The organism is uncultured Pseudoalteromonas sp. (assembly GCF_963922945.1).
Taxonomy (GTDB): domain Bacteria; phylum Pseudomonadota; class Gammaproteobacteria; order Enterobacterales; family Alteromonadaceae; genus Pseudoalteromonas.
On sequence record NZ_CAWUKC010000080.1, the window covers coordinates 1 to 17,782 of the forward strand.

General features: G+C 40.4%; 18 protein-coding genes and 1 tRNA gene. 12 read left to right on the top strand and 7 right to left on the bottom strand.

Annotated features, from left to right (window positions below):
* From AABI99_RS14580 to infA, 4 genes are all read left to right on the top strand, one after another.
* A partial coding sequence (locus tag AABI99_RS14580; RefSeq protein ID WP_338366631.1) for an FAD-dependent oxidoreductase occupies positions 1-285 on the top strand: 285 nt, incomplete at its 5' end.
* A 93-nt stretch (positions 286-378) separates the two neighbouring features.
* The gene (gene aat / locus AABI99_RS14585) at positions 379-1,095 is read left to right on the top strand and encodes a leucyl/phenylalanyl-tRNA--protein transferase (RefSeq protein WP_338366633.1); all 717 of its coding nucleotides are present in this window, start codon (positions 379-381) and stop codon (positions 1,093-1,095) included.
* Complete coding sequence (locus AABI99_RS14590) at positions 1,088-1,792, top strand: arginyltransferase (RefSeq protein ID WP_338366634.1); 705 nt, start codon at positions 1,088-1,090, stop codon at positions 1,790-1,792. The genes aat and AABI99_RS14590 overlap by 8 nt, the downstream gene beginning before the upstream one ends.
* 90 nt (positions 1,793-1,882) lie before the next feature.
* On the top strand, positions 1,883-2,101 hold the full coding sequence (infA, locus tag AABI99_RS14595) for a translation initiation factor IF-1 (protein ID WP_002962494.1): 219 nt from the start codon (positions 1,883-1,885) through the stop codon (positions 2,099-2,101).
* Between the two features lie 220 nt (positions 2,102-2,321).
* Here the strand turns inward: infA and clpA are convergent, their stop codons facing one another.
* The gene (clpA, locus tag AABI99_RS14600) at positions 2,322-4,583 is read right to left on the bottom strand and encodes an ATP-dependent Clp protease ATP-binding subunit ClpA (RefSeq protein ID WP_338366710.1); all 2,262 of its coding nucleotides are present in this window, start codon (positions 4,581-4,583) and stop codon (positions 2,322-2,324) included.
* Positions 4,584-4,651: 68 nt separating this feature from the next.
* Complete coding sequence (clpS, locus tag AABI99_RS14605; RefSeq protein WP_004586754.1) at positions 4,652-4,960, bottom strand: ATP-dependent Clp protease adapter ClpS; 309 nt, start codon at positions 4,958-4,960, stop codon at positions 4,652-4,654.
* A gap of 209 nt (positions 4,961-5,169) precedes the next feature.
* Between clpS and cspD the strand changes: the two genes are divergently transcribed.
* Complete coding sequence (cspD, locus tag AABI99_RS14610; protein ID WP_004586755.1) at positions 5,170-5,388, top strand: cold shock domain-containing protein CspD; 219 nt, start codon at positions 5,170-5,172, stop codon at positions 5,386-5,388.
* A gap of 450 nt (positions 5,389-5,838) precedes the next feature.
* Positions 5,839-8,061: an NADP-dependent isocitrate dehydrogenase gene (locus tag AABI99_RS14615; RefSeq protein WP_338366713.1), complete on the top strand. Its 2,223-nt coding sequence runs from the start codon at positions 5,839-5,841 to the stop codon at positions 8,059-8,061.
* 122 nt (positions 8,062-8,183) lie between these two features.
* Here AABI99_RS14615 and AABI99_RS14620 read toward each other — a convergent pair whose 3' ends face one another.
* From AABI99_RS14620 to AABI99_RS14630, 3 genes are all read right to left on the bottom strand, one after another.
* Positions 8,184-9,428: an amidohydrolase family protein gene (locus AABI99_RS14620; RefSeq protein WP_338366715.1), complete on the bottom strand. Its 1,245-nt coding sequence runs from the start codon at positions 9,426-9,428 to the stop codon at positions 8,184-8,186.
* Positions 9,429-9,438: 10 nt separating this feature from the next.
* Positions 9,439-10,821, bottom strand: coding sequence for an amidohydrolase (locus AABI99_RS14625; RefSeq protein ID WP_338366717.1), 1,383 nt, complete (start codon positions 10,819-10,821; stop codon positions 9,439-9,441).
* 100 nt (positions 10,822-10,921) lie between these two features.
* The gene (locus AABI99_RS14630) at positions 10,922-11,707 is read right to left on the bottom strand and encodes a hypothetical protein (RefSeq protein ID WP_338366719.1); all 786 of its coding nucleotides are present in this window, start codon (positions 11,705-11,707) and stop codon (positions 10,922-10,924) included.
* A gap of 250 nt (positions 11,708-11,957) precedes the next feature.
* Between AABI99_RS14630 and AABI99_RS14635 the strand changes: the two genes are divergently transcribed.
* Entirely contained in the window at positions 11,958-12,323 is a 366-nt protein-coding gene (locus AABI99_RS14635) for a DUF3718 domain-containing protein (RefSeq protein WP_338366721.1), read from the top strand.
* A gap of 49 nt (positions 12,324-12,372) precedes the next feature.
* On the opposite strand, the gene AABI99_RS14640 is transcribed toward AABI99_RS14635, so the two are convergent.
* Positions 12,373-13,065 (bottom strand): hypothetical protein, encoded by a 693-nt coding sequence (locus tag AABI99_RS14640; protein WP_055014321.1) that lies wholly within the window; start codon positions 13,063-13,065, stop codon positions 12,373-12,375.
* Positions 13,066-13,174: 109 nt separating this feature from the next.
* Here AABI99_RS14640 and AABI99_RS14645 point away from each other — a divergent pair, with 109 nt between their 5' ends.
* Both AABI99_RS14645 and AABI99_RS14650 read left to right on the top strand, forming a co-directional pair.
* The gene (locus AABI99_RS14645; RefSeq protein WP_338366723.1) at positions 13,175-14,038 is read left to right on the top strand and encodes a fructosamine kinase family protein; all 864 of its coding nucleotides are present in this window, start codon (positions 13,175-13,177) and stop codon (positions 14,036-14,038) included.
* Between the two features lie 198 nt (positions 14,039-14,236).
* Positions 14,237-14,440: a CPXCG motif-containing cysteine-rich protein gene (locus tag AABI99_RS14650; RefSeq protein ID WP_338366726.1), complete on the top strand. Its 204-nt coding sequence runs from the start codon at positions 14,237-14,239 to the stop codon at positions 14,438-14,440.
* Here AABI99_RS14650 and AABI99_RS14655 read toward each other — a convergent pair.
* A complete protein-coding gene (locus tag AABI99_RS14655; RefSeq protein ID WP_338366728.1) occupies positions 14,437-15,063 on the bottom strand; it encodes a riboflavin synthase subunit alpha in 627 nt (208 codons plus the stop codon). The two genes, AABI99_RS14650 and AABI99_RS14655, sit on opposite strands and share 4 nt — an antisense overlap.
* A gap of 128 nt (positions 15,064-15,191) precedes the next feature.
* On the opposite strand from AABI99_RS14655, the gene AABI99_RS14660 reads away from it, so the two are divergent.
* The 3 genes from AABI99_RS14660 to AABI99_RS14670 all read left to right on the top strand — a co-directional run bounded on the left by AABI99_RS14660 (position 15,192) and on the right by AABI99_RS14670 (position 17,770).
* A complete protein-coding gene (locus AABI99_RS14660) occupies positions 15,192-16,541 on the top strand; it encodes an MATE family efflux transporter (protein WP_338366730.1) in 1,350 nt (449 codons plus the stop codon).
* Positions 16,534-17,580 (top strand): DUF3080 family protein, encoded by a 1,047-nt coding sequence (locus tag AABI99_RS14665; protein WP_338366731.1) that lies wholly within the window; start codon positions 16,534-16,536, stop codon positions 17,578-17,580. The genes AABI99_RS14660 and AABI99_RS14665 overlap by 8 nt, the downstream gene beginning before the upstream one ends.
* A 113-nt stretch (positions 17,581-17,693) precedes the next feature.
* Positions 17,694-17,770 (top strand) — tRNA-Val (locus AABI99_RS14670).
* Positions 17,771-17,782 lie beyond the last annotated feature (12 nt).

The window sequence follows — 17,782 nt, forward strand, 5'->3', positions numbered from 1 at the left end:
ATTAAAGATACGCAATCTGATGCGACCGAAGAGCTAGATGTAGCCGGTGTATTTATTGCTATCGGCCATAAACCAAACACCGACATGTTTGAAGGCCAACTTGAGATGAAAGACGGCTATTTAGTTGTTGAGTCTGGCCTTAACGGTAACGCTACACAAACAAGCGTACCGGGTGTGTTTGCCGCAGGTGATGTGTCTGATCACATTTACCGTCAAGCAATTACATCTGCTGGTACTGGCTGTATGGCAGCCCTAGATGCTGAGCGTTTCTTAGATAACCTATAAACGCTACAAAATTAATAAAGGCTGTTAATTCAGCCTTTTTTTATGCCTAAAATATAGTTACACTTTTATGATAATTACTAAGTTAAGCCCTCTATGAGAAACCAGCTATACCAACTCAATGAAACCGATATAGCATTTCCAAACCCCGAATATGCACTCACCTCCCCCGATGGACTCCTTGCCATAGGCGGCGATTTATCTGTAAAACGCTTAAGTAATGCCTATAAAATGGGTATTTTTCCGTGGTTTAGCGAAGGTGAACCCATTATGTGGTGGTCACCCAGTGAACGTGGCATTGTAGAGCTAGATGACTTTCATATAAGTAAAAGCTTGCGTAAACATTTAAAAAAGCACCCTGTTAAAGTAACTGTTAACAATGCCTTTGCTGAGGTTATAGAAGCGTGCTGTGAGCAACGTATAGATACCGAAGGCACATGGATAACAGACGGTATGTTAAGCGCTTATATTGCTGCACATAACGCTAATATTGCGCACAGTGTTGAGGTATGGCAAAACGGCGAACTTGCTGGTGGGCTTTATGGCATTATGCAAAATGGCGTTTTTTGTGGCGAGTCGATGTTTCATCATCAAACTAATTGCTCAAAACTGGCTATGTGGGCGTTAGTTAATTGGCTAAAACGCCATAATGCACATTTTATTGACTGCCAACTAGAAAACCCCTATTTAACCTCTTTAGGCGCAAAAGTGATCCCTCGCTCAGAATTTTTGACTAAACTTAAACGAGCAAATGCATACACCCTCAACTCAACCATGTGGCAACCACAGGAGTTAACAGCAATTTATGAGTGAACATATTCCTGCACGCGTTGGCCTTAGCCAAGAGTTTGCTTGTAGCTATTTACCCGACAGACAAGAGCAATTATTGGTCATCCTTGATCCAAGTTGTTACAGCACGCATAAATTTGAAATGCTTTTATCGCTTGGTTTTAGGCGCAGTGGCAATCAAATTTACCGACCGCACTGCCCTTCGTGTAACGCATGTAACTCGGTGCGTGTGTTAGCCCAAGAGTTTATTCCTTCAAAGTCGCAAAAAAGAAAATTAAATAAAGTTAAAGCAAACTTTGACGTTAAATATTCTCAGGCTAAGCGAGAAGAATATTACCCGCTTTATAGTAAATACATTTCAATGCGCCACAGCGATGGCACTATGTTTCCACCTAATGTAGAGCAGTTTCAAAGTTTTTTATTTTGTAGCTGGTTAGAAATAACCTTTATCGAACTTTGGCATCAAGGTAATTTAGTGGCTGTGGCGGTAACAGATTGTATGGATAATTCAGTATCGGCTATTTATACATTTTTCGATCCCGACTTTGAGCATTACAGTTTAGGTACTGTAATGATTTTACAGCAACTCGAATTTGCCAAGCAGCAAAATAAAGAATTTGTGTATTTGGGTTACCAAATTGATGAATGCACCAAAATGAAATACAAAACTCAGTTTTTACCCGCGCAAAAACACGTTAATGACCAGTGGTTGGCTATTTAATTTGCAAAAATGCCCGCTGCGCCTTTACTTATTGGCGTATTTTGGGCAAAATCTGCAGCGTTTAACTATTAAAGAGGTGTTACGCTAAACATGGCGAAAGAAGACGTAATCGAAATGCAAGGGACAGTCCTTGATACTTTACCAAATACAATGTTCCGAGTTGAGCTAGAAAATGGTCACGTAGTTGTGGCTCATATTTCAGGTAAAATGCGCAAAAACTATATCCGTATTTTAACCGGCGATAAAGTAACGGTAGAAATGACTCCTTACGATTTATCGAAAGGACGTATCGTATTCCGTGCTCGCTAAGTGCGTAAACGAGATTTAGTTTTTGGCTAGTGTATAACTAGCTTAAAGCGTTTATTAAATGTAATTGATGGTACTTACTAGCAATTACATTTAATAAACAAAAAGCCCAGCTTATGCTGGGCTTTTTGTTGCCTATAAAAAAGACAAAAAAGCCCGCGCATATCACGCAGGCTAGTTTAAATGCTCATTATCTTAGCTAAGTGATTACACTTATTTAAGCTTAGGCAGGTGTTAAATTGCTTTCATAGTCAAAGTTGATTTTCTTATCTTTGACCGACACTTTAACTGTACCGCCATCAACCAATTCACCAAAGAGTATTTCGTTAGCCAATGGCTTTTTAAGCTCATCTTGAATAACACGTGCCATAGGACGTGCACCCATTGCTTTATCGTAGCCTTTATCCGCTAACCACTCACGCGCTTTAGAGGTCAGCTCAAGGTTAACTGACTTCTTATCTAATTGCGCTTGCAGCTCAACCACAAATTTATCAACCACTTGCAAGATAACGTCTTTTTCAAGGTGGTTAAACCAAATAATGTTATCTAAGCGGTTTCTAAATTCGGGTGAAAATACCTTGTTAATTTCACTCATTGCATCGTGCGTGTGATCTTGCTCACTAAAACCAATCGATTTACGTGTGGTTTCTTGCACGCCGGCATTGGTTGTCATAACCACCACGACGTTTCTAAAGTCAGCTTTACGACCATTGTTATCGGTTAATGTACCGTGATCCATTACTTGCAGTAGTATGTTGTAAATATCAGGATGGGCTTTTTCAATTTCATCCAATAACACAACTGCATGTGGGTTTTTAATAACGGCTTCGGTAAGTAAACCACCTTGTTCAAAACCAACATAGCCAGGAGGCGCACCAATTAATCGGCTTACTGCATGGCGCTCAACGTACTCCGACATATCAAACCGAATAAACTCAACACCCATGCATTTAGCAAGCTGTTTAGTTACCTCAGTTTTACCTACGCCTGTAGGTCCAGCAAATAAAAACGAGCCCACTGGCTTGTCTTCGTTTGCAAGCCCAGAGCGAGATAAACGAATCGCAGATGTTAGCGCGTCGATAGATTGATCTTGCCCAAACACCAACATTTTTAAGTTGCGATCAAGATTTTTGAGCGTTTCTTTGTCGGTCGATGACACGCTTTGAGCTGGTATACGCGCCATTTTAGCAATAATCGATTCGATATCTGATACACCAATGGTTTTTTTACGTTTAGAGCTTGGCTGCAAACGCTGATTGGCACCGGCTTCATCTATTACATCAATGGCTTTATCTGGTAAGTGGCGCTCATTAATATATTTAGCACTTAGCTCAGCAGCCGCTTTTAGCGCTTTTTGCGTGTAACGAATACCGTGGTGCTCTTCGTAACGCTCTTTTAGACCGTTTAAAATTTTAGTGGTATCGGCCACACTAGGCTCCAGTACATCAATTTTTTGGAAACGACGCACTAACGCACGGTCTTTCTCAAAAATATTTTTGTACTCATTGTAGGTGGTTGAACCCATACAGCGTAACTGCCCACTTGAAAGCAGTGGTTTTAGCAAGTTAGAAGCATCCATAACACCGCCCGAAGCCGCACCTGCACCAATGATAGTGTGTATTTCATCTATAAATAAAATTGCATTAGGCTTTGCCTGTAATTCTTTTAACAAGCTCTTAAAGCGCTTTTCAAAGTCGCCGCGGTACTTAGTACCAGCAAGCAATGCGCCCATATCAAGCGAGTAAACAACAGCGTCGGCAATTACTTCAGGCACTTGTTCATTCACAATACGATACGCAAGGCCCTCTGCAATGGCTGTTTTACCAACCCCTGCTTCACCTACAAGCAATGGGTTATTCTTTTTACGGCGACATAAAACTTGAACAGTGCGCTCTACTTCACTGTCGCGACCCACTAGTGGGTCAATGTTACCGTCATTAGCTTGCGCATTTAAATTAGTGGTAAAGCTATCTAACTTACTCGCTTCTTCGTTTTGAACCTCTTGTACTTCTTCATGAATATCGTCAGTGTCATCGCCTAACTCATCATCCGATTTGGAGATACCATGAGAAATAAAGTTCACTATATCTAAGCGAGAGATATCGCTTTTCTTAAGTAAGTAAACTGCTTGGCTTTCTTGTTCAGAAAAAATAGCAACAAGAACATTCACACCAGTTACTTCGTTTTTACCCGATGATTGCACATGAAAAACGGCTCGCTGCAACACGCGCTGAAAACCCAGTGTTGGTTGAGTTTCTCGCTCTTCCTCTAAATCAGGAATAACCGGTGTGGTTTCATCTATGAATTCTAATAGTTCGGTTTTTAAACCAGAAATATCAACACCACAGGCATTTAGCGCTTCGCCTGCTGAAGGGTTATCTAAAAGCGCAAGTAAAAGGTGTTCTACCGTCATAAACTCATGGCGGCGTGTACGCGCTTCACGAAACGCGGCATTTAACGTTAGTTCTAAGTCTTTGTTTAGCATTGGCAACCCCTTACTGAGATAATTATTTTATACCACTACAATGAGGTGATTGATCACCTGATTGGTATTTATTCCTGCTCACAACTACAAAGCAGTGGATGCTCGTTATCCCGTGCGTAACGGTTAACTTGTTCCGCTTTTGTATGGGCTACATCGGCGCTAAATACACCGCAAATCCCCTTACCTTTTTCGTGAACTTGAAGCATCACATCGGTTGCTCTATCGCTATCCATATTGAAAAACGTCATTAGTACTTCTATTACAAAGTCCATTGGCGTGTAGTCATCGTTATTTAAAACAACTTTGTATTTTCGCGGTGGTTGCAACTTTTGCTTTTCACTATCGCGAACGGTGTCGATAACACCTGAATCTTTCATACCACTCATAATTAAATATAGTCTTGTCTTTGTAACTCAAGCAAACTTGAATAAAAAATAAATTAAATGTTAAAAAAATACCACAAAACACTTGACTGACTGGCCAAATAAACTACAGTCAGATGTAGATTGATTAATCCTTAGTCAGTCTAGCAAATTATACGGTTTAGAATAACTAAATTAGTCAACTTATAGAAGGATGTAGAAGTATGGCTTGTGGTAAAGTCAAATGGTTCAACAACGCCAAAGGTTTTGGTTTCATCGTAGAAGACGGCTGCGAGAATGATATTTTCGCTCATTACTCAACGATTGTAATGGACGGTTATAAGACACTTAAAGCTGGTCAAGATGTAACATTCGAGCTAGAACAAGGCCCTAAGGGCTTACACGCTAAAAACATAGCCCCTAACGGCGACATTTTAGAGTGATAAACATTTGTTCGACTAAAGCGAGTGATTTAATTTAGATCCTCGCTTAATTTCCCACTTACCATTCAACTCTCTTCTTATTGTTTAATTGTTCCTGTACTCGCTTAATTCAACCCTTTTACTTGATTTTATTTTATATACCCCAATGTTCTAAACGTACCTGTTAATAAAGGCTGCTTTAATGCGCAAGCGCTAGCCCTTTTTAAACAAGCTTGTTACACTCTTGTTGCTAAATTATGCGGTTACATTTTGGCTTATGCTTTTACGCGGCTAAAAATACGTGTACTTTGCAACCTATAAAAAAATCAGTTAGTCAGGTGTGACTATTCTACCTTTTGGTTAATAAAGAGTACCGACACCTAACAAACTGCTTATTAACGCAACCGTGCGCTAATGAGTTTCTTTGCATTGTTGAATACGGCCACTGCGGCCTACTATCTAGGAATGATGATGACATCAAAAATTATCTACACTAAAACGGACGAAGCTCCGGCGCTAGCAACTTACTCGTTGCTACCAATTATCCAAGCCTATACAAATGCGGCAGGTGTTGAAGTTGAAACTCGCGATATCTCATTAGCAGGTCGTGTAATTGCAAACTTCGCAGATTACCTAACAGAAGAACAACGCATCGGTGATGCACTTGCAGAACTTGGCGAACTTGCAAAAACACCAGAAGCAAACATCATCAAATTACCAAATATCAGTGCATCTATACCGCAATTACGCGCTGTTATTAAAGAGCTTCAAGAAAAAGGCTACGCACTACCAGAGTACCCTGCTGAGCCTAAAAATGATGAAGAAGCTAAAATTAAAGCAACGTACGATAAAATTAAAGGCAGTGCTGTAAACCCAGTATTGCGTGAAGGTAACTCAGATCGTCGTGCGCCAGGTTCTGTAAAAGAGTACGCACGCAATAACCCTCATTCAATGGGTGCGTGGAGCAAAGATTCACAATCATACGTTGCAAGCATGAGCGAAGGTGACTTCTTTGGCTCTGAGCAATCAGTTACAGTTGATGCTGCAACTGATGTTCGTATTGAGCACGTAGCAACTAATGGCGACGTAACCGTTCTTAAACAAAGCACGCCACTAATTGCTGGCGAAGTCATTGATGCATCGCGCATTAGCGCAGCTAAACTACAAGCGTTTTTAGAAGCAGAAATTGATGCAGCTAAAGAAAAAGGCGTATTATTTTCGCTTCACATGAAAGCGACAATGATGAAAGTATCTGATCCTATTATTTTTGGTCATGCAGTAAAAGTATTCTACAAAGACGTTTTTTCTAAACACGGCGAGCTTTTTGAAGAGCTAGGTGTTGATGTAAATAACGGTTTAGGCGACGTATATTCTAAAATTCAAACATTAGATGATGCTAAGCGCGAAGAAATTGAAGCAGACATTCAAGCGGTTTACGCTGAGCGTCCTGCTATAGCAATGGTTGACTCTGATCGTGGTATTACTAACTTACACGTACCAAGCGATGTGATCATTGATGCGTCTATGCCTGCTGCCATTCGTTCAAGCGGTCAAATGTGGAACAACGATGGTAAACTACAAGACACTAGCTTTGTAATTCCAGATCGTAGCTACTCAAGTGTTTACCAAGCGACAATTGATTTTTGTAAAGAAAACGGCGCATTTGATCCTACTACTATGGGTAGCGTACCAAACGTAGGCCTAATGGCTCAAAAAGCTGAAGAATACGGTTCTCACGATAAAACGTTTGAAGCAAAAGCAGATGGTTCTATTCGTGTTGTTGATGCAAATGGCACTACATTACTTGAGCACACTGTTGAGCAAGGCGATATTTGGAGAATGTGTCAGGTTAAAGACGCACCAATCCAAGATTGGGTTAAACTTGCGGTAAACCGTGCACGTGCAACGGGTGCACCTGCTGTTTTCTGGTTAGATGAAAATCGTGCTCATGATGCTGAGCTTATCAAAAAGGTAAACAAATACTTACCAGATCACGATACAAATGGCCTAGACATCCAAATTTTAGCACCGCTTGATGCCACCTTGTTTTCATTAGCGCGTATTAAAGAAGGGAAAGACACTATCTCTGTAACGGGTAACGTATTACGTGACTACCTAACAGATTTATTCCCAATTTTAGAACTAGGTACCAGTGCTAAGATGCTTTCAATTGTACCACTAATGAACGGCGGTGGATTATTTGAAACTGGCGCAGGTGGTTCAGCACCTAAGCATGTCCAACAGTTCGAAAAAGAAAACCACTTACGTTGGGATTCACTGGGCGAGTTTTTAGCACTAGCGGCTTCGCTTGAGCACCTAAGCGTAAATACAGGCAACAAAAAAGCGCAAGTACTTGCTGATACACTAGATAAAGCAACCGGTACTTTCCTTGCTGAAAACAAGTCGCCTTCACGTAAAGTAAAAGAAATTGATAACCGTGGTTCTCACTTCTTCTTATCTTTATTCTGGGCACAAGAGCTGGCTAAGCAAGACGAAGACAGTGAGCTTAAAGCGCAATTTACACAAATTGCCAACGATTTAGAAACGCAAAAAGAGCAAATCGTAAACGAGCTTAACGATGCGCAAGGTCCTTCAATGGATATTGGTGGTTACTTCCAACCAAATGATGAGGCAGCGTTTAAAGCAATGCGCCCAAGCGCAACCTTTAACGAAATTTTATCTAAATTAGTATAACCTTAGATCAAATTAAATAAACCGCTTACGTAAAAAGTAAGCGGTTTTTTTGTGCCTAGCTTTTGTATAAAAAAGCCGCTATTTATAAAATAGCGGCCTGTAAACAATTAAAGCGATATTAATTATTTTGTATAAGCACGCGGCATTGTTGAATCCGTAGTATAGCGCTCACGTAGTTTATCTTGGCGAGACTGTGTAGATACCTCTTCACCGTTAATAATCATTTTGCTTACATGACTGCTTAACTCAAACGGGTCGTTACTCCACATCACTACATCAGCGGCTTTACCCACTTCAATGCTGCCGGCATTAATATTAAACACACTTGCTACATTAGATGTAACGGCCTTTAATGCGCCTTGTTGGCTCATGCCATATGAAACGGCATTGCCTGCATCAAAACGAAGTTGATAAATATTATGACTGGCATCGCCGCCCACGGTTAAAATAACCTTAACCCCTGCTTTTTCTAGCACGGCTGCGTTATCTAAGCTGGCATGTAACGAGTCAAAGCTTGAGGGTAAGCTATCCATAGCACTCATAATTACGGGCACTTGCGCTTTAGCAATCTGTTCTTTAACAACAACCGCATCTTGTGCGCCATTGAGCACTAAATTAATACCAAATTGCGATTTAACTTTAAGGAGCTCAATAATATCGGCCGCACGAGATACGCCAACTACCAGTGGCATATCGCCGCTAAGTACTTTACGCATGACTTTATCTTCAGTGCTAGGCTTGCTGTCGTCGTCTTTTTTAGGCTTTTTAGCTGCTTTTGTTTGGTGCTCTTCAAGCTTATTAATGAGGGTTTGCAATGTAAATGCGCGCGACCCCTTGCTGCGCTCACCCAAATAAACCACTAAAGCAGCTTGCTTTTGTATATCGCTTTGTAAATCACCGCTTAAATCAACAACACTCGCTAGGCCTGCAAAAATACTATCGCCCCCATGCGGGGTAATAACATCGCGAGTTACACCGCCTTTACGTGCATAAGGGATAAGGCTTGAGTGAGCGTTGTAAGCAAGGCTTACGTCAAAATCAATACCTGCTTTTTCTTCGCCAGCATCACGTGAACCTGCAACCGCGCTTACCTCTACTAAGCCAAGTTGGTTAATACTGGCAATAAACCCTGGCGTAACAATGCGGCCTTGAGCATCGATAACTTGGTCTGCATATACTTGTTGCGGGTTAATAGCGGTAATTTTACCGTTATCCATTATAATACTTGCGTTTTCTAGCACACCTTGCTCAGTAGCGGTATGAAGCGTTGCATTCACAATAGCAAGCGAGCGAGCATCCACCGTAGCTGAGGCTAACAATCCGGCAGCAACCAGAGATAGCGAAAACGAACGTGATAAATTTTTCATTCTGGGCTCCTTATTGTTGGCCTAACATAAAATCACTTTGTGCCTGAAAAGCGCTGTCGTTTCTATCGTAAACTTTTGCGCCATCAATAAATACTTGTTCAGCTTTTGCGTAAACGCTAAATGGGTTTTGGTTCCAAATGACCACATCACCTTGTTTACCTGCTTCAAGTGAACCCGTTTTATCTTCAATACCTAATGATTTAGCGGCATTTGAGGTGATCCACTTAATTGCGTGCTGCTCCGAAATATCAAACCCATTTTCGTTTGCACGGTACATTACTTTACCTGCTTCTTGGTTTAAGCGCTGAATAGTGGTGTCTGAGTCAGAATGCACAATGGCACACGAATTTTTTACCGCATCAACAATCGCTACGTTTTCTTGAACCATGTCGTAGGCTTCCATTTTAAAGCCCCACCAATCTGGCCAAAGTGCAGCACACGAACCATTTTCAGCCAGTAAATCTGCAATTTTATAAGCTTCAACACCGTGATGGAACGTACCTGCGTGATAGCCAAACTCTTTTGAAAGGTCGATCATCATCGCCATTTCTTCAGCTTTATAACAGTGATTATGAATTATCACTTCACCTTCAATAACCGCTTTTAGTGTATCGTGCTTAATATCGCGAGCTGGTGCTTGTGGGTTTAAGCCAGCTTCATAATCGGCGTCGTACTTATCCCAAGCCCGTTTGTACTCTTGTGCCTCTGCCCAAGCCATTCTGTAGCCGGCCATATTCCCCATACGGGTTGAAGGCAAAGTACCTTGGCGACCATATACGCGTTTTGGGTTTTCACCACAGGCCATTTTTAGGCCATTAGGTGCATCAGGAAATTTCATGCCTTGCATGGTATGCGCAGGAATGTTTTTAAGTGTAACTCCTCGTCCACCAAATAAGTTAGCTGAGCCAGGTAAAATTTGTAATGACGTAATACCGCCTTCGCGCGCGCGATTAAAACCAGGGTCTTGAGGCCATACTGAGTGCTCTACCCACACCTCAGCCGTATTTGGGCTAGTCATTTCGTTTCCGTCTTGATGAGACTCTACCGATGGGCTTGGGTAAGCACCTAAGTGAGAATGTACATCAATAATACCTGGAGTAACCCATTTGCCCTGGGCATCAATGGTTGCATCTGCATTGGCCGATAAGTCTTTACCCACTTGTTGTATTTTGCCATCAACAAGTAGTACATCAGCATCATTTAAACGCTCGCCTGTACCGGTAAGTACGGTTGCATTGGTAATTAAAGTGCTTTTACTTGCCAGCGGTGTGTAAGTGCTTGGGTATGGGTTTTTATTAATGGTGATTTTTGCATCTTGCGGGCCGTTTTCTTGGCAACCAACAAGCGCAGCAGCTAAACCAACTGCTAACAATGAGGGTGCAAATTTTTGCATGTTGTTAGGTTCTCCTGTTTTTTTGCTACTTTAGCCAAAGCAGCGTAATAAAGCTAAAAAAACAGGTAAAAAAGCGATTAATTGAGTTAAACGGCTGTCATTATTTTTTTATATAATTGTTATACAGCTTTTCTAGCGCGCCTTCGGTAGTAAGGGAAGGATCTTTGTTTATAAAGTGTTTAACGGTGCGCGTTACAAAGTCTGAGTTTTGCTTATGTTGCTTAGCAAAATCCTTAATTAAAGTATTGCCATCGCTTGCTGCTGTTACTTTATTATGCCGATGACGATACTGGCTAAGCGCCCTGTTAAAATCGCCATTATAATCCTCAACCAGTATTTTATAAAAGTCACTTTTTTGAACTTTAAGCACGTTAATACAGTAAGTTAATGCCTCTTTAAAGTCGGTGAAAACGGTGCCTTCTACATCAAACTCTTTGGTTTTTTCGCGTACGGTTACACGGGCTTCTTCGGTGGCATATGTAAAGCCTGTAAATGCTAAACGCTCAGATGCCTCTTTACCTAATTTCATACCCGCTTGAATGCTGTGCGCAAATTCATCGCTCATTTCGCTTAATTCGTTTTCTTCCCACATGTTATAAACACGCAACGCCTTAGCGTACTTATTAGAGAGCTTTTTTTTAAGTTTTGTAAAACGCTCATCTATCGTCATTAGCCTTTCATTATGTAATAAGGCATGGCACTCGTAACATGCTGCAATTGATATAAATTCGGCCTCTTCGCCTAAATCAATAATGCTCTGTAACATGTGCAGGGGCGGGCAATGGTCGCGCTCTGTGGCTTCGCACCCACAATAAAAACATTGGTTAAAATGTTTGTGCTCGCAGGCATACGCTTGCTGGTAATAGCTGGCTGGCGTTTTGCTCACTGGTTCTCCTAAAAATTAAGCGCGTAAATATTGGGGGCGATGATAGCAGGCTGAGAAAATATGTCAGTAGCTGTAAAATAATTTTACCTAAGTGTGTCAAAAAACACATTTATTAGGGCATAAATTCAGCCACCTAGGTCAAGTGTGTATTTTTAAACATACCTGCTTACACCTTGTTGCGTTTGGTTAACAGCTTTTTAGTTTAAATCGCCCAATAATAAAGCTGAACCACAAACAATGAGGACTAATTATGAATACGTTAAAAGCGACTTTATGCACAACTATGGTATTAGGCGCAACTTTACTAATGGCAAAGCCAGCATTAGCCACCCAATTTGTAGCGGCCGACTCTACACCAGGTACACAGGCTTGTATGGCTGTTGCAGCGAATAAATCGTACGTGTTACGTAAAGCGTCACGCGATTTAAATATAAGCAAAGCGGTAATGAGCAAAAAACTGCACTGTAATAACTTATCAATGAGCGACTTTGTTAGTTTGTATAACCTTGATAAAAGCGCACATTATTTAAATATTGATACCAGTACTCGCACATCAATTAAAGATTTAGCTAAGACGCACAACCTTGAAAAAGTAATCATCACAGGGCCAAAATAGTATGGCGTTAACACAAAACTAAGCCTGCTTTGTAAGCAGGCTTAGTTTATTAAATAATGGCCGCAATTAAGCCAAATAAACCGCCAAACACACCGCCCCACACTACTAGCCAACCTAAATGCTCACGTATCATCGTTTGAATAATGTCTTTAACCATTTTAGGGGTGAGTTCATTTAAACGCTCATCAACTAATTTAAGTACCGTAGCATGTAAGCTTTGCGCGCTATTGCCTTGCGATAACGTATCGTTTACTAGCGCTTTAAAGTCGTCTGTTTGGCTAATTTGCGCAAGTGATAGCTGCATTTTTTCAATAAACTTTTCTCGCATTGGCTCTATTGCCTCTGTGCCGCCAAACATACCTAGCATGCTACCAAACTGTGATTGCTCTATCACGTGCAGTAGATTGTCAAACGCAGGGTTTAAATCAACCTTAGTAATAATGCCTTCAAAGTCGATATTAGGCTGTGCTTTGTTAAGTAGATTATTAATTTTTTGCTCTGAGAAAAACTCAGTCAAAATTAAATTACGAATAGCCACTTTAAAACTTTCAAATTTTAGAGCAATAACGCCCGAGCCGTATAACAAAGGGACCTTTTCAAATAACATATGAACAGCCAATAAGTTTGTGACAGCACCAGATAGCGCAAATAACCCCACCGATAATACAATGGCCTGGTTAAAAAAGTAGCCTATCACGACACACAAAACCGCAAGCAAATTGGTGATAAAACTTTTGTTCATTGTTACTCCATTAGCATTTTTTATATCGTTAATTTTACAACGATTAGTTTGTTAAATTAATACTTTTTTGCCATAGTTTAAGTATCTGTTTAAAAGGCGAGCGATTGATATGTGGAAAACAGTAAACGAGCACATTAGCCAAGCCATTCATTATGACTTTAAACATACTTACAAACGCCAGCTGCAAAGTACCAATACTGATAAACTCTATCAACTAACCGATGGTAAGCACAATTACCTGGTAAAAATTGCCCTAAAAAGTGAACTGGACCGTCTTGAAAGCGAGGCAATTGGGCTTAAGCAGCTCACCCAAAATAGTGTTTTTATGGTGCCCGATTGCATTGTAACAGGCGCTAATATTGAATTTTCGTTTATTGTACTTGAATGGTTAGTACTTGATAAACAGCCCCACACTCATTGGCACGATATGGGTAAGCAACTGGCTATGCTGCATCAAAAGCACGACCAAGCAATGTTTGGCTTTGACGAAGATAACTACCTAGCCACAACCGTGCAACCAAACCAGTGGCATAAAAAATGGGATTTATTTTACGCAGAAGAGCGCATAGGCTGGCAACTACAACTATTAGCTGAGAAAGGTATTGAACTTGTAGAGCCTGAGCAATTAATTAACTTAGTAAAAGAGCAACTACATAGCCATATTGTTGAACCCTCTTTAGTACATGGTGATTTTTGGCGTGGAAATATGGGGTTTATTAAAAATGTACCCACCTTATTTAACCCAGCATGCTATTACGGTGACCGCGAGGTCGATATCGCAATGAGTGAGCTATTTGCCCCCTTACCTGATGATTTTTATAACGCCTACAACGCGCAATACCCACTAAGCGATAACTATAAAAAGCGTAAAGCGATATACCAGCTTTACCCTATTTTAAATCACGCAAATATTTTTGCAGGGCATTACCTTACCCAAGCTAAGCAACATATTGATACGCTGCTATCGCTTTAAATAATAATGCCTCTAAGGCGTAAAGTTACTGTCATAAACGTCGCTTCAGCACTATATTTAAAAGGATGTAATTAAGGCTCAATACCTTGTTGTTTAGTTCAGTTTTGAGCCATCAAGTTGTTGCTAGTATAACCGCACAACTTAATTAATGCGTATCAACAAGTTAATTCTTACCTTGGTACTATTGGAGTGATTATTATGAAAGACTTTTTATCACAACGTATCACCTGCCCACACTGTGGCAATCACATACATTTAGATATTGACGCCACCTTAGGTGATCAAGACTATATTGAAGAATGCGCTGCCTGTTATAACCCTATCCATTTAAATATGCATATAGACCATGCTCATAAAAAATTAGAGTTACACATAGACAGCGACGATGAGCAAATTTTTTAGCCCTGGTGGCGTAAGTAATTTTCTACCGTGTTAACAATGGTATAAGTTTGCTGATCAACTTCTATATTCAGTTTATCACCCACTTTTGCAATGCCTAAATTTGTAATAGCCAGCGTTTCGGGGATCAAGTGTAACCAAAACCCCTGCTCGTCAATTTCGCCCACGGTTAAACTTGCGCCATTTATTGCGACAAACCCTTTGTATAAAACAAACTTGTGCCACTCCGCCGGTAAATTTAACTGAATTTTACAGTTATTTTGCTCTTTAACTATTTGCCTAATTTTAGCGGTGCAATGAATATGCCCCGAGACAATATGACCGCCAAGCTCTGTCCCAAAAGTGACTGAACGCTCATAATTAACTAGGCTGCCCAGTGTCAATTCACCCAAATTAGTTAGCGCAAGTGTTTCATCTATTACATCAAAATGCACTTGTGCTACTACATCCTGATTACTCACCTCAACTTTAACCACCGTTAAGCAGCAACCGTTAATGGCAATGCTCGCACCTAAGTCAAGGTGTTTAACATATTCATCACTCACCGATACAACCAAGCGTAAAACCCCATCGCTGTGTGTGCTAGAAACAACAGTAGCTTGAGTTTGAACAATTCCTGTAAACATAAAATCACTTAAAATTATTACAAAGTGATAGTTTAACGTATCAACGGGTAAAATCATTCACTGCGATGATTTTTATTTGAAACACAATCGATTACAATTGTGCCCTGTTTTATCAAATAGCCGTTTTTATGACCTTTAGTAGCTGGGAAGCCAAACGTTTAATTACCCTTGCCATACCTGTATTTTTAGCACAAGTCACTCTCGTTTTAATGTCGGTGGTCGACACCATCATGGCCGGCCAAGTAAGCCCTACAGATTTAGCTGCATTATCGATTGCAACAGGTATATGGAACCCATTATTACTTGCGCTGCAAGGTATTTTGCTCGCATTGACTGGAATTATTGCCCAATTTGCTGGTGCAAATGATAAACAAGGCATAAGCCATTATTTTCAACAAGCACTGTATTTAACTGCCATTTTAAGCGCCCTAGGCTTTGGCATAGCTAATTTAGCCGATATTGTCATTTTAAAACTCGATACAACCCCCGCCATCGCCAGCCTAGCGTATGACTATATCCATTTTGTGAAATGGGGGGCCTTTGGATTTTTAACCTTTACTGTTTATAGAAATATGACCGAAGGTATGGGAATGACAAAACCCGCTTTTTATATAAGCCTGCTCGGCCTTGCGGTTAATATTCCAGCTAACTATATTTTTATTAACGGTGTGTTTGGTCTACCTGCATACGGTGGTGCGGGCTGTGGTATTGCAACTGCACTAGTGCTAACAGTAATGGCCATTGCGCAAGTGACCTTTTGCCAATTCAGTAAAAAAGTAGACGCCAAAGCCTTATTGTCTAACTTTGAAAAACCCAATCTAAAAACCATTGGCATTATTACTAAATTAGGTATACCTATTTCGTTGGCCACTTTTTTTGAAATTACGCTGTTTGCATGCATACCCTTATTTATTGCACACTTAGGTGCTGTTGCAGTGTCGGGCCATCAAATAGCAGGAAGCGTAACCGCGTTATTATTTATGATGCCACTGAGCTTATCTATCGCCATTAGTATTCGTATTGGTAATTTATTTGGTCAAAACCATCTAAGCCAATTAAAAATTGCTATCTCAACTAGTTATATATTAGCCATTGCTATAGCCTTATTTTTAGCGATTATAACTTTTATAGGCCGCGATTTAATTAGCCAACTGTACACCGATAGCCCAGCTGTTATTGCGTTAGCTAGCTCTATTATGATTTTGGCATGCATTTATCAACTACCTGATGCACTACAAGTCGCTGCAAATGGCATTTTACGCGGGTTAAAACATACTCAGCCTATTTCTTATATCACGTTTATCTCTTATTGGTTAATCGGTTTTGCTTTTGGATACGTATTAGGAATAACAGATTTAATTGTACCAGCTATGGGGCCGCACGGATTTTGGATAGGTATAATATTTGGTTTAACCGTTGCAGCTATATGGCTTATGTTCACCGTTAATAAGCGATTAAAGCAGGCGCCATTTGTATAAAAAACCCCTTACATTATTATCTAGCCAAACATGGTTAAGTTATTTGTTAGCTGTGTGTTGTGCCGTGCTTGCTGGGTGTTCAAAAGCGCCCAGCACCACGTATCAAACATACACAGAACGCTTAAGTAATACCCTTGAAACCCAAGCCCCAAGCTTAAGTAAGCCTGCACCAATTAGCCCGCTATTACCCCCAAATACGCTTACTAAAGGCAGTACTATCAGCTTGGTCGAACTTGCCAGTTTAAGCCATTGTAAACTCAGCCTACTTATTAGCGAGCATAATAATCAACTAGGTAAAACGGCAGGCTATGCCAGTGTTTTAAAGTATCAAATAGAGTTTGTGCAAAATGCGCAGCAGTGCTTAAGCACACTTAAGCCTGACTCAAACATTTATAAAACCCTATTAAATGCAAAAGCGCAAAAAGAGCAAACACTAAACCACTACTTTAATTATATGCTGTATAACGAATTTGAGCTTAAAAGCACGTGGCAAGCTAGCAGCGCAGAGCTTGCTGTGTCGCCGGCAGGATTTAGCGACACCGTAGCGGCCATGCAGAAGCTTGTACAGTTAAAGCGCCACATACTCAATAAACACTATTTAAAGATCAACTCCGCAGACATATTTAACGCGTTAGAGCAGCTTAACAAGTACCGTTTTAACCAATTACTTATTTATTCTGCGCGTTTGCAGATAGCGTTTAATAATTCAGCCACGCAATTTATTCAGTCGCAATCCATTGATGAGATATGCCCAGCAGGAAAAAATAAAAAAGTTGCGACAATAGTAAGCAACGTGTTTAAAAAATTTTATCTAAAAGAGCTACAGCCCTATCAAGCAAATTTAGTGGGCTACCTTGAAACATTATTGCCCTTATATAATCAACTTTGGTTTGACGAACCCATAACAAATAGCCAAATAAACACTTTGATAGCGCTTGATTCACAAACAAATTTATTAAACCAGCTCAAAGGCTCAGCCAAAAAGCACGTTACTTGGTGGCAAAACTTTTATAAAACGTGTGAAATCAGCCCAATATGAATAAAAAAACGGCAAATAAACCTAAAAGCAGCAAACTTGCTTGATTCGCCACTCGCCACGCTATATATTAGCGGCCGCTGGTAATTAAATTTATCACATCTTAATTAGGTAATACGACCGTAGCTCAGTTGGTTAGAGCGCTACCTTGACATGGTAGAGGTCGGTGGTTCGAATCCACTCAGTCGTACCAAATTAATTCTTC

Excerpts from the sequence above, each read along its gene's own strand:
- clpS (WP_004586754.1), bottom strand. The coding sequence starts at position 4,960 with ATGAAAGATTCAGGTGTTATCGACACCGTTCGCGATAGTGAAAAGCAA.
- cspD (WP_004586755.1), top strand. The coding sequence starts at position 5,170 with ATGGCTTGTGGTAAAGTCAAATGGTTCAACAACGCCAAAGGTTTTGGT.
- AABI99_RS14625 (WP_338366717.1), bottom strand. The coding sequence starts at position 10,821 with ATGCAAAAATTTGCACCCTCATTGTTAGCAGTTGGTTTAGCTGCTGCG.
- AABI99_RS14635 (WP_338366721.1), top strand. The coding sequence starts at position 11,958 with ATGAATACGTTAAAAGCGACTTTATGCACAACTATGGTATTAGGCGCA.
- aat (WP_338366633.1), top strand. The coding sequence starts at position 379 with ATGAGAAACCAGCTATACCAACTCAATGAAACCGATATAGCATTTCCA.
- AABI99_RS14655 (WP_338366728.1), bottom strand. The coding sequence starts at position 15,063 with ATGTTTACAGGAATTGTTCAAACTCAAGCTACTGTTGTTTCTAGCACA.
- AABI99_RS14660 (WP_338366730.1), top strand. The coding sequence starts at position 15,192 with ATGACCTTTAGTAGCTGGGAAGCCAAACGTTTAATTACCCTTGCCATA.
- AABI99_RS14645 (WP_338366723.1), top strand. The coding sequence starts at position 13,175 with ATGTGGAAAACAGTAAACGAGCACATTAGCCAAGCCATTCATTATGAC.
- AABI99_RS14650 (WP_338366726.1), top strand. The coding sequence starts at position 14,237 with ATGAAAGACTTTTTATCACAACGTATCACCTGCCCACACTGTGGCAAT.
- AABI99_RS14590 (WP_338366634.1), top strand. The coding sequence starts at position 1,088 with ATGAGTGAACATATTCCTGCACGCGTTGGCCTTAGCCAAGAGTTTGCT.
- clpA (WP_338366710.1), bottom strand. The coding sequence starts at position 4,583 with ATGCTAAACAAAGACTTAGAACTAACGTTAAATGCCGCGTTTCGTGAA.
- AABI99_RS14640 (WP_055014321.1), bottom strand. The coding sequence starts at position 13,065 with ATGAACAAAAGTTTTATCACCAATTTGCTTGCGGTTTTGTGTGTCGTG.
- AABI99_RS14620 (WP_338366715.1), bottom strand. The coding sequence starts at position 9,428 with ATGAAAAATTTATCACGTTCGTTTTCGCTATCTCTGGTTGCTGCCGGA.
- AABI99_RS14615 (WP_338366713.1), top strand. The coding sequence starts at position 5,839 with ATGACATCAAAAATTATCTACACTAAAACGGACGAAGCTCCGGCGCTA.
- infA (WP_002962494.1), top strand. The coding sequence starts at position 1,883 with ATGGCGAAAGAAGACGTAATCGAAATGCAAGGGACAGTCCTTGATACT.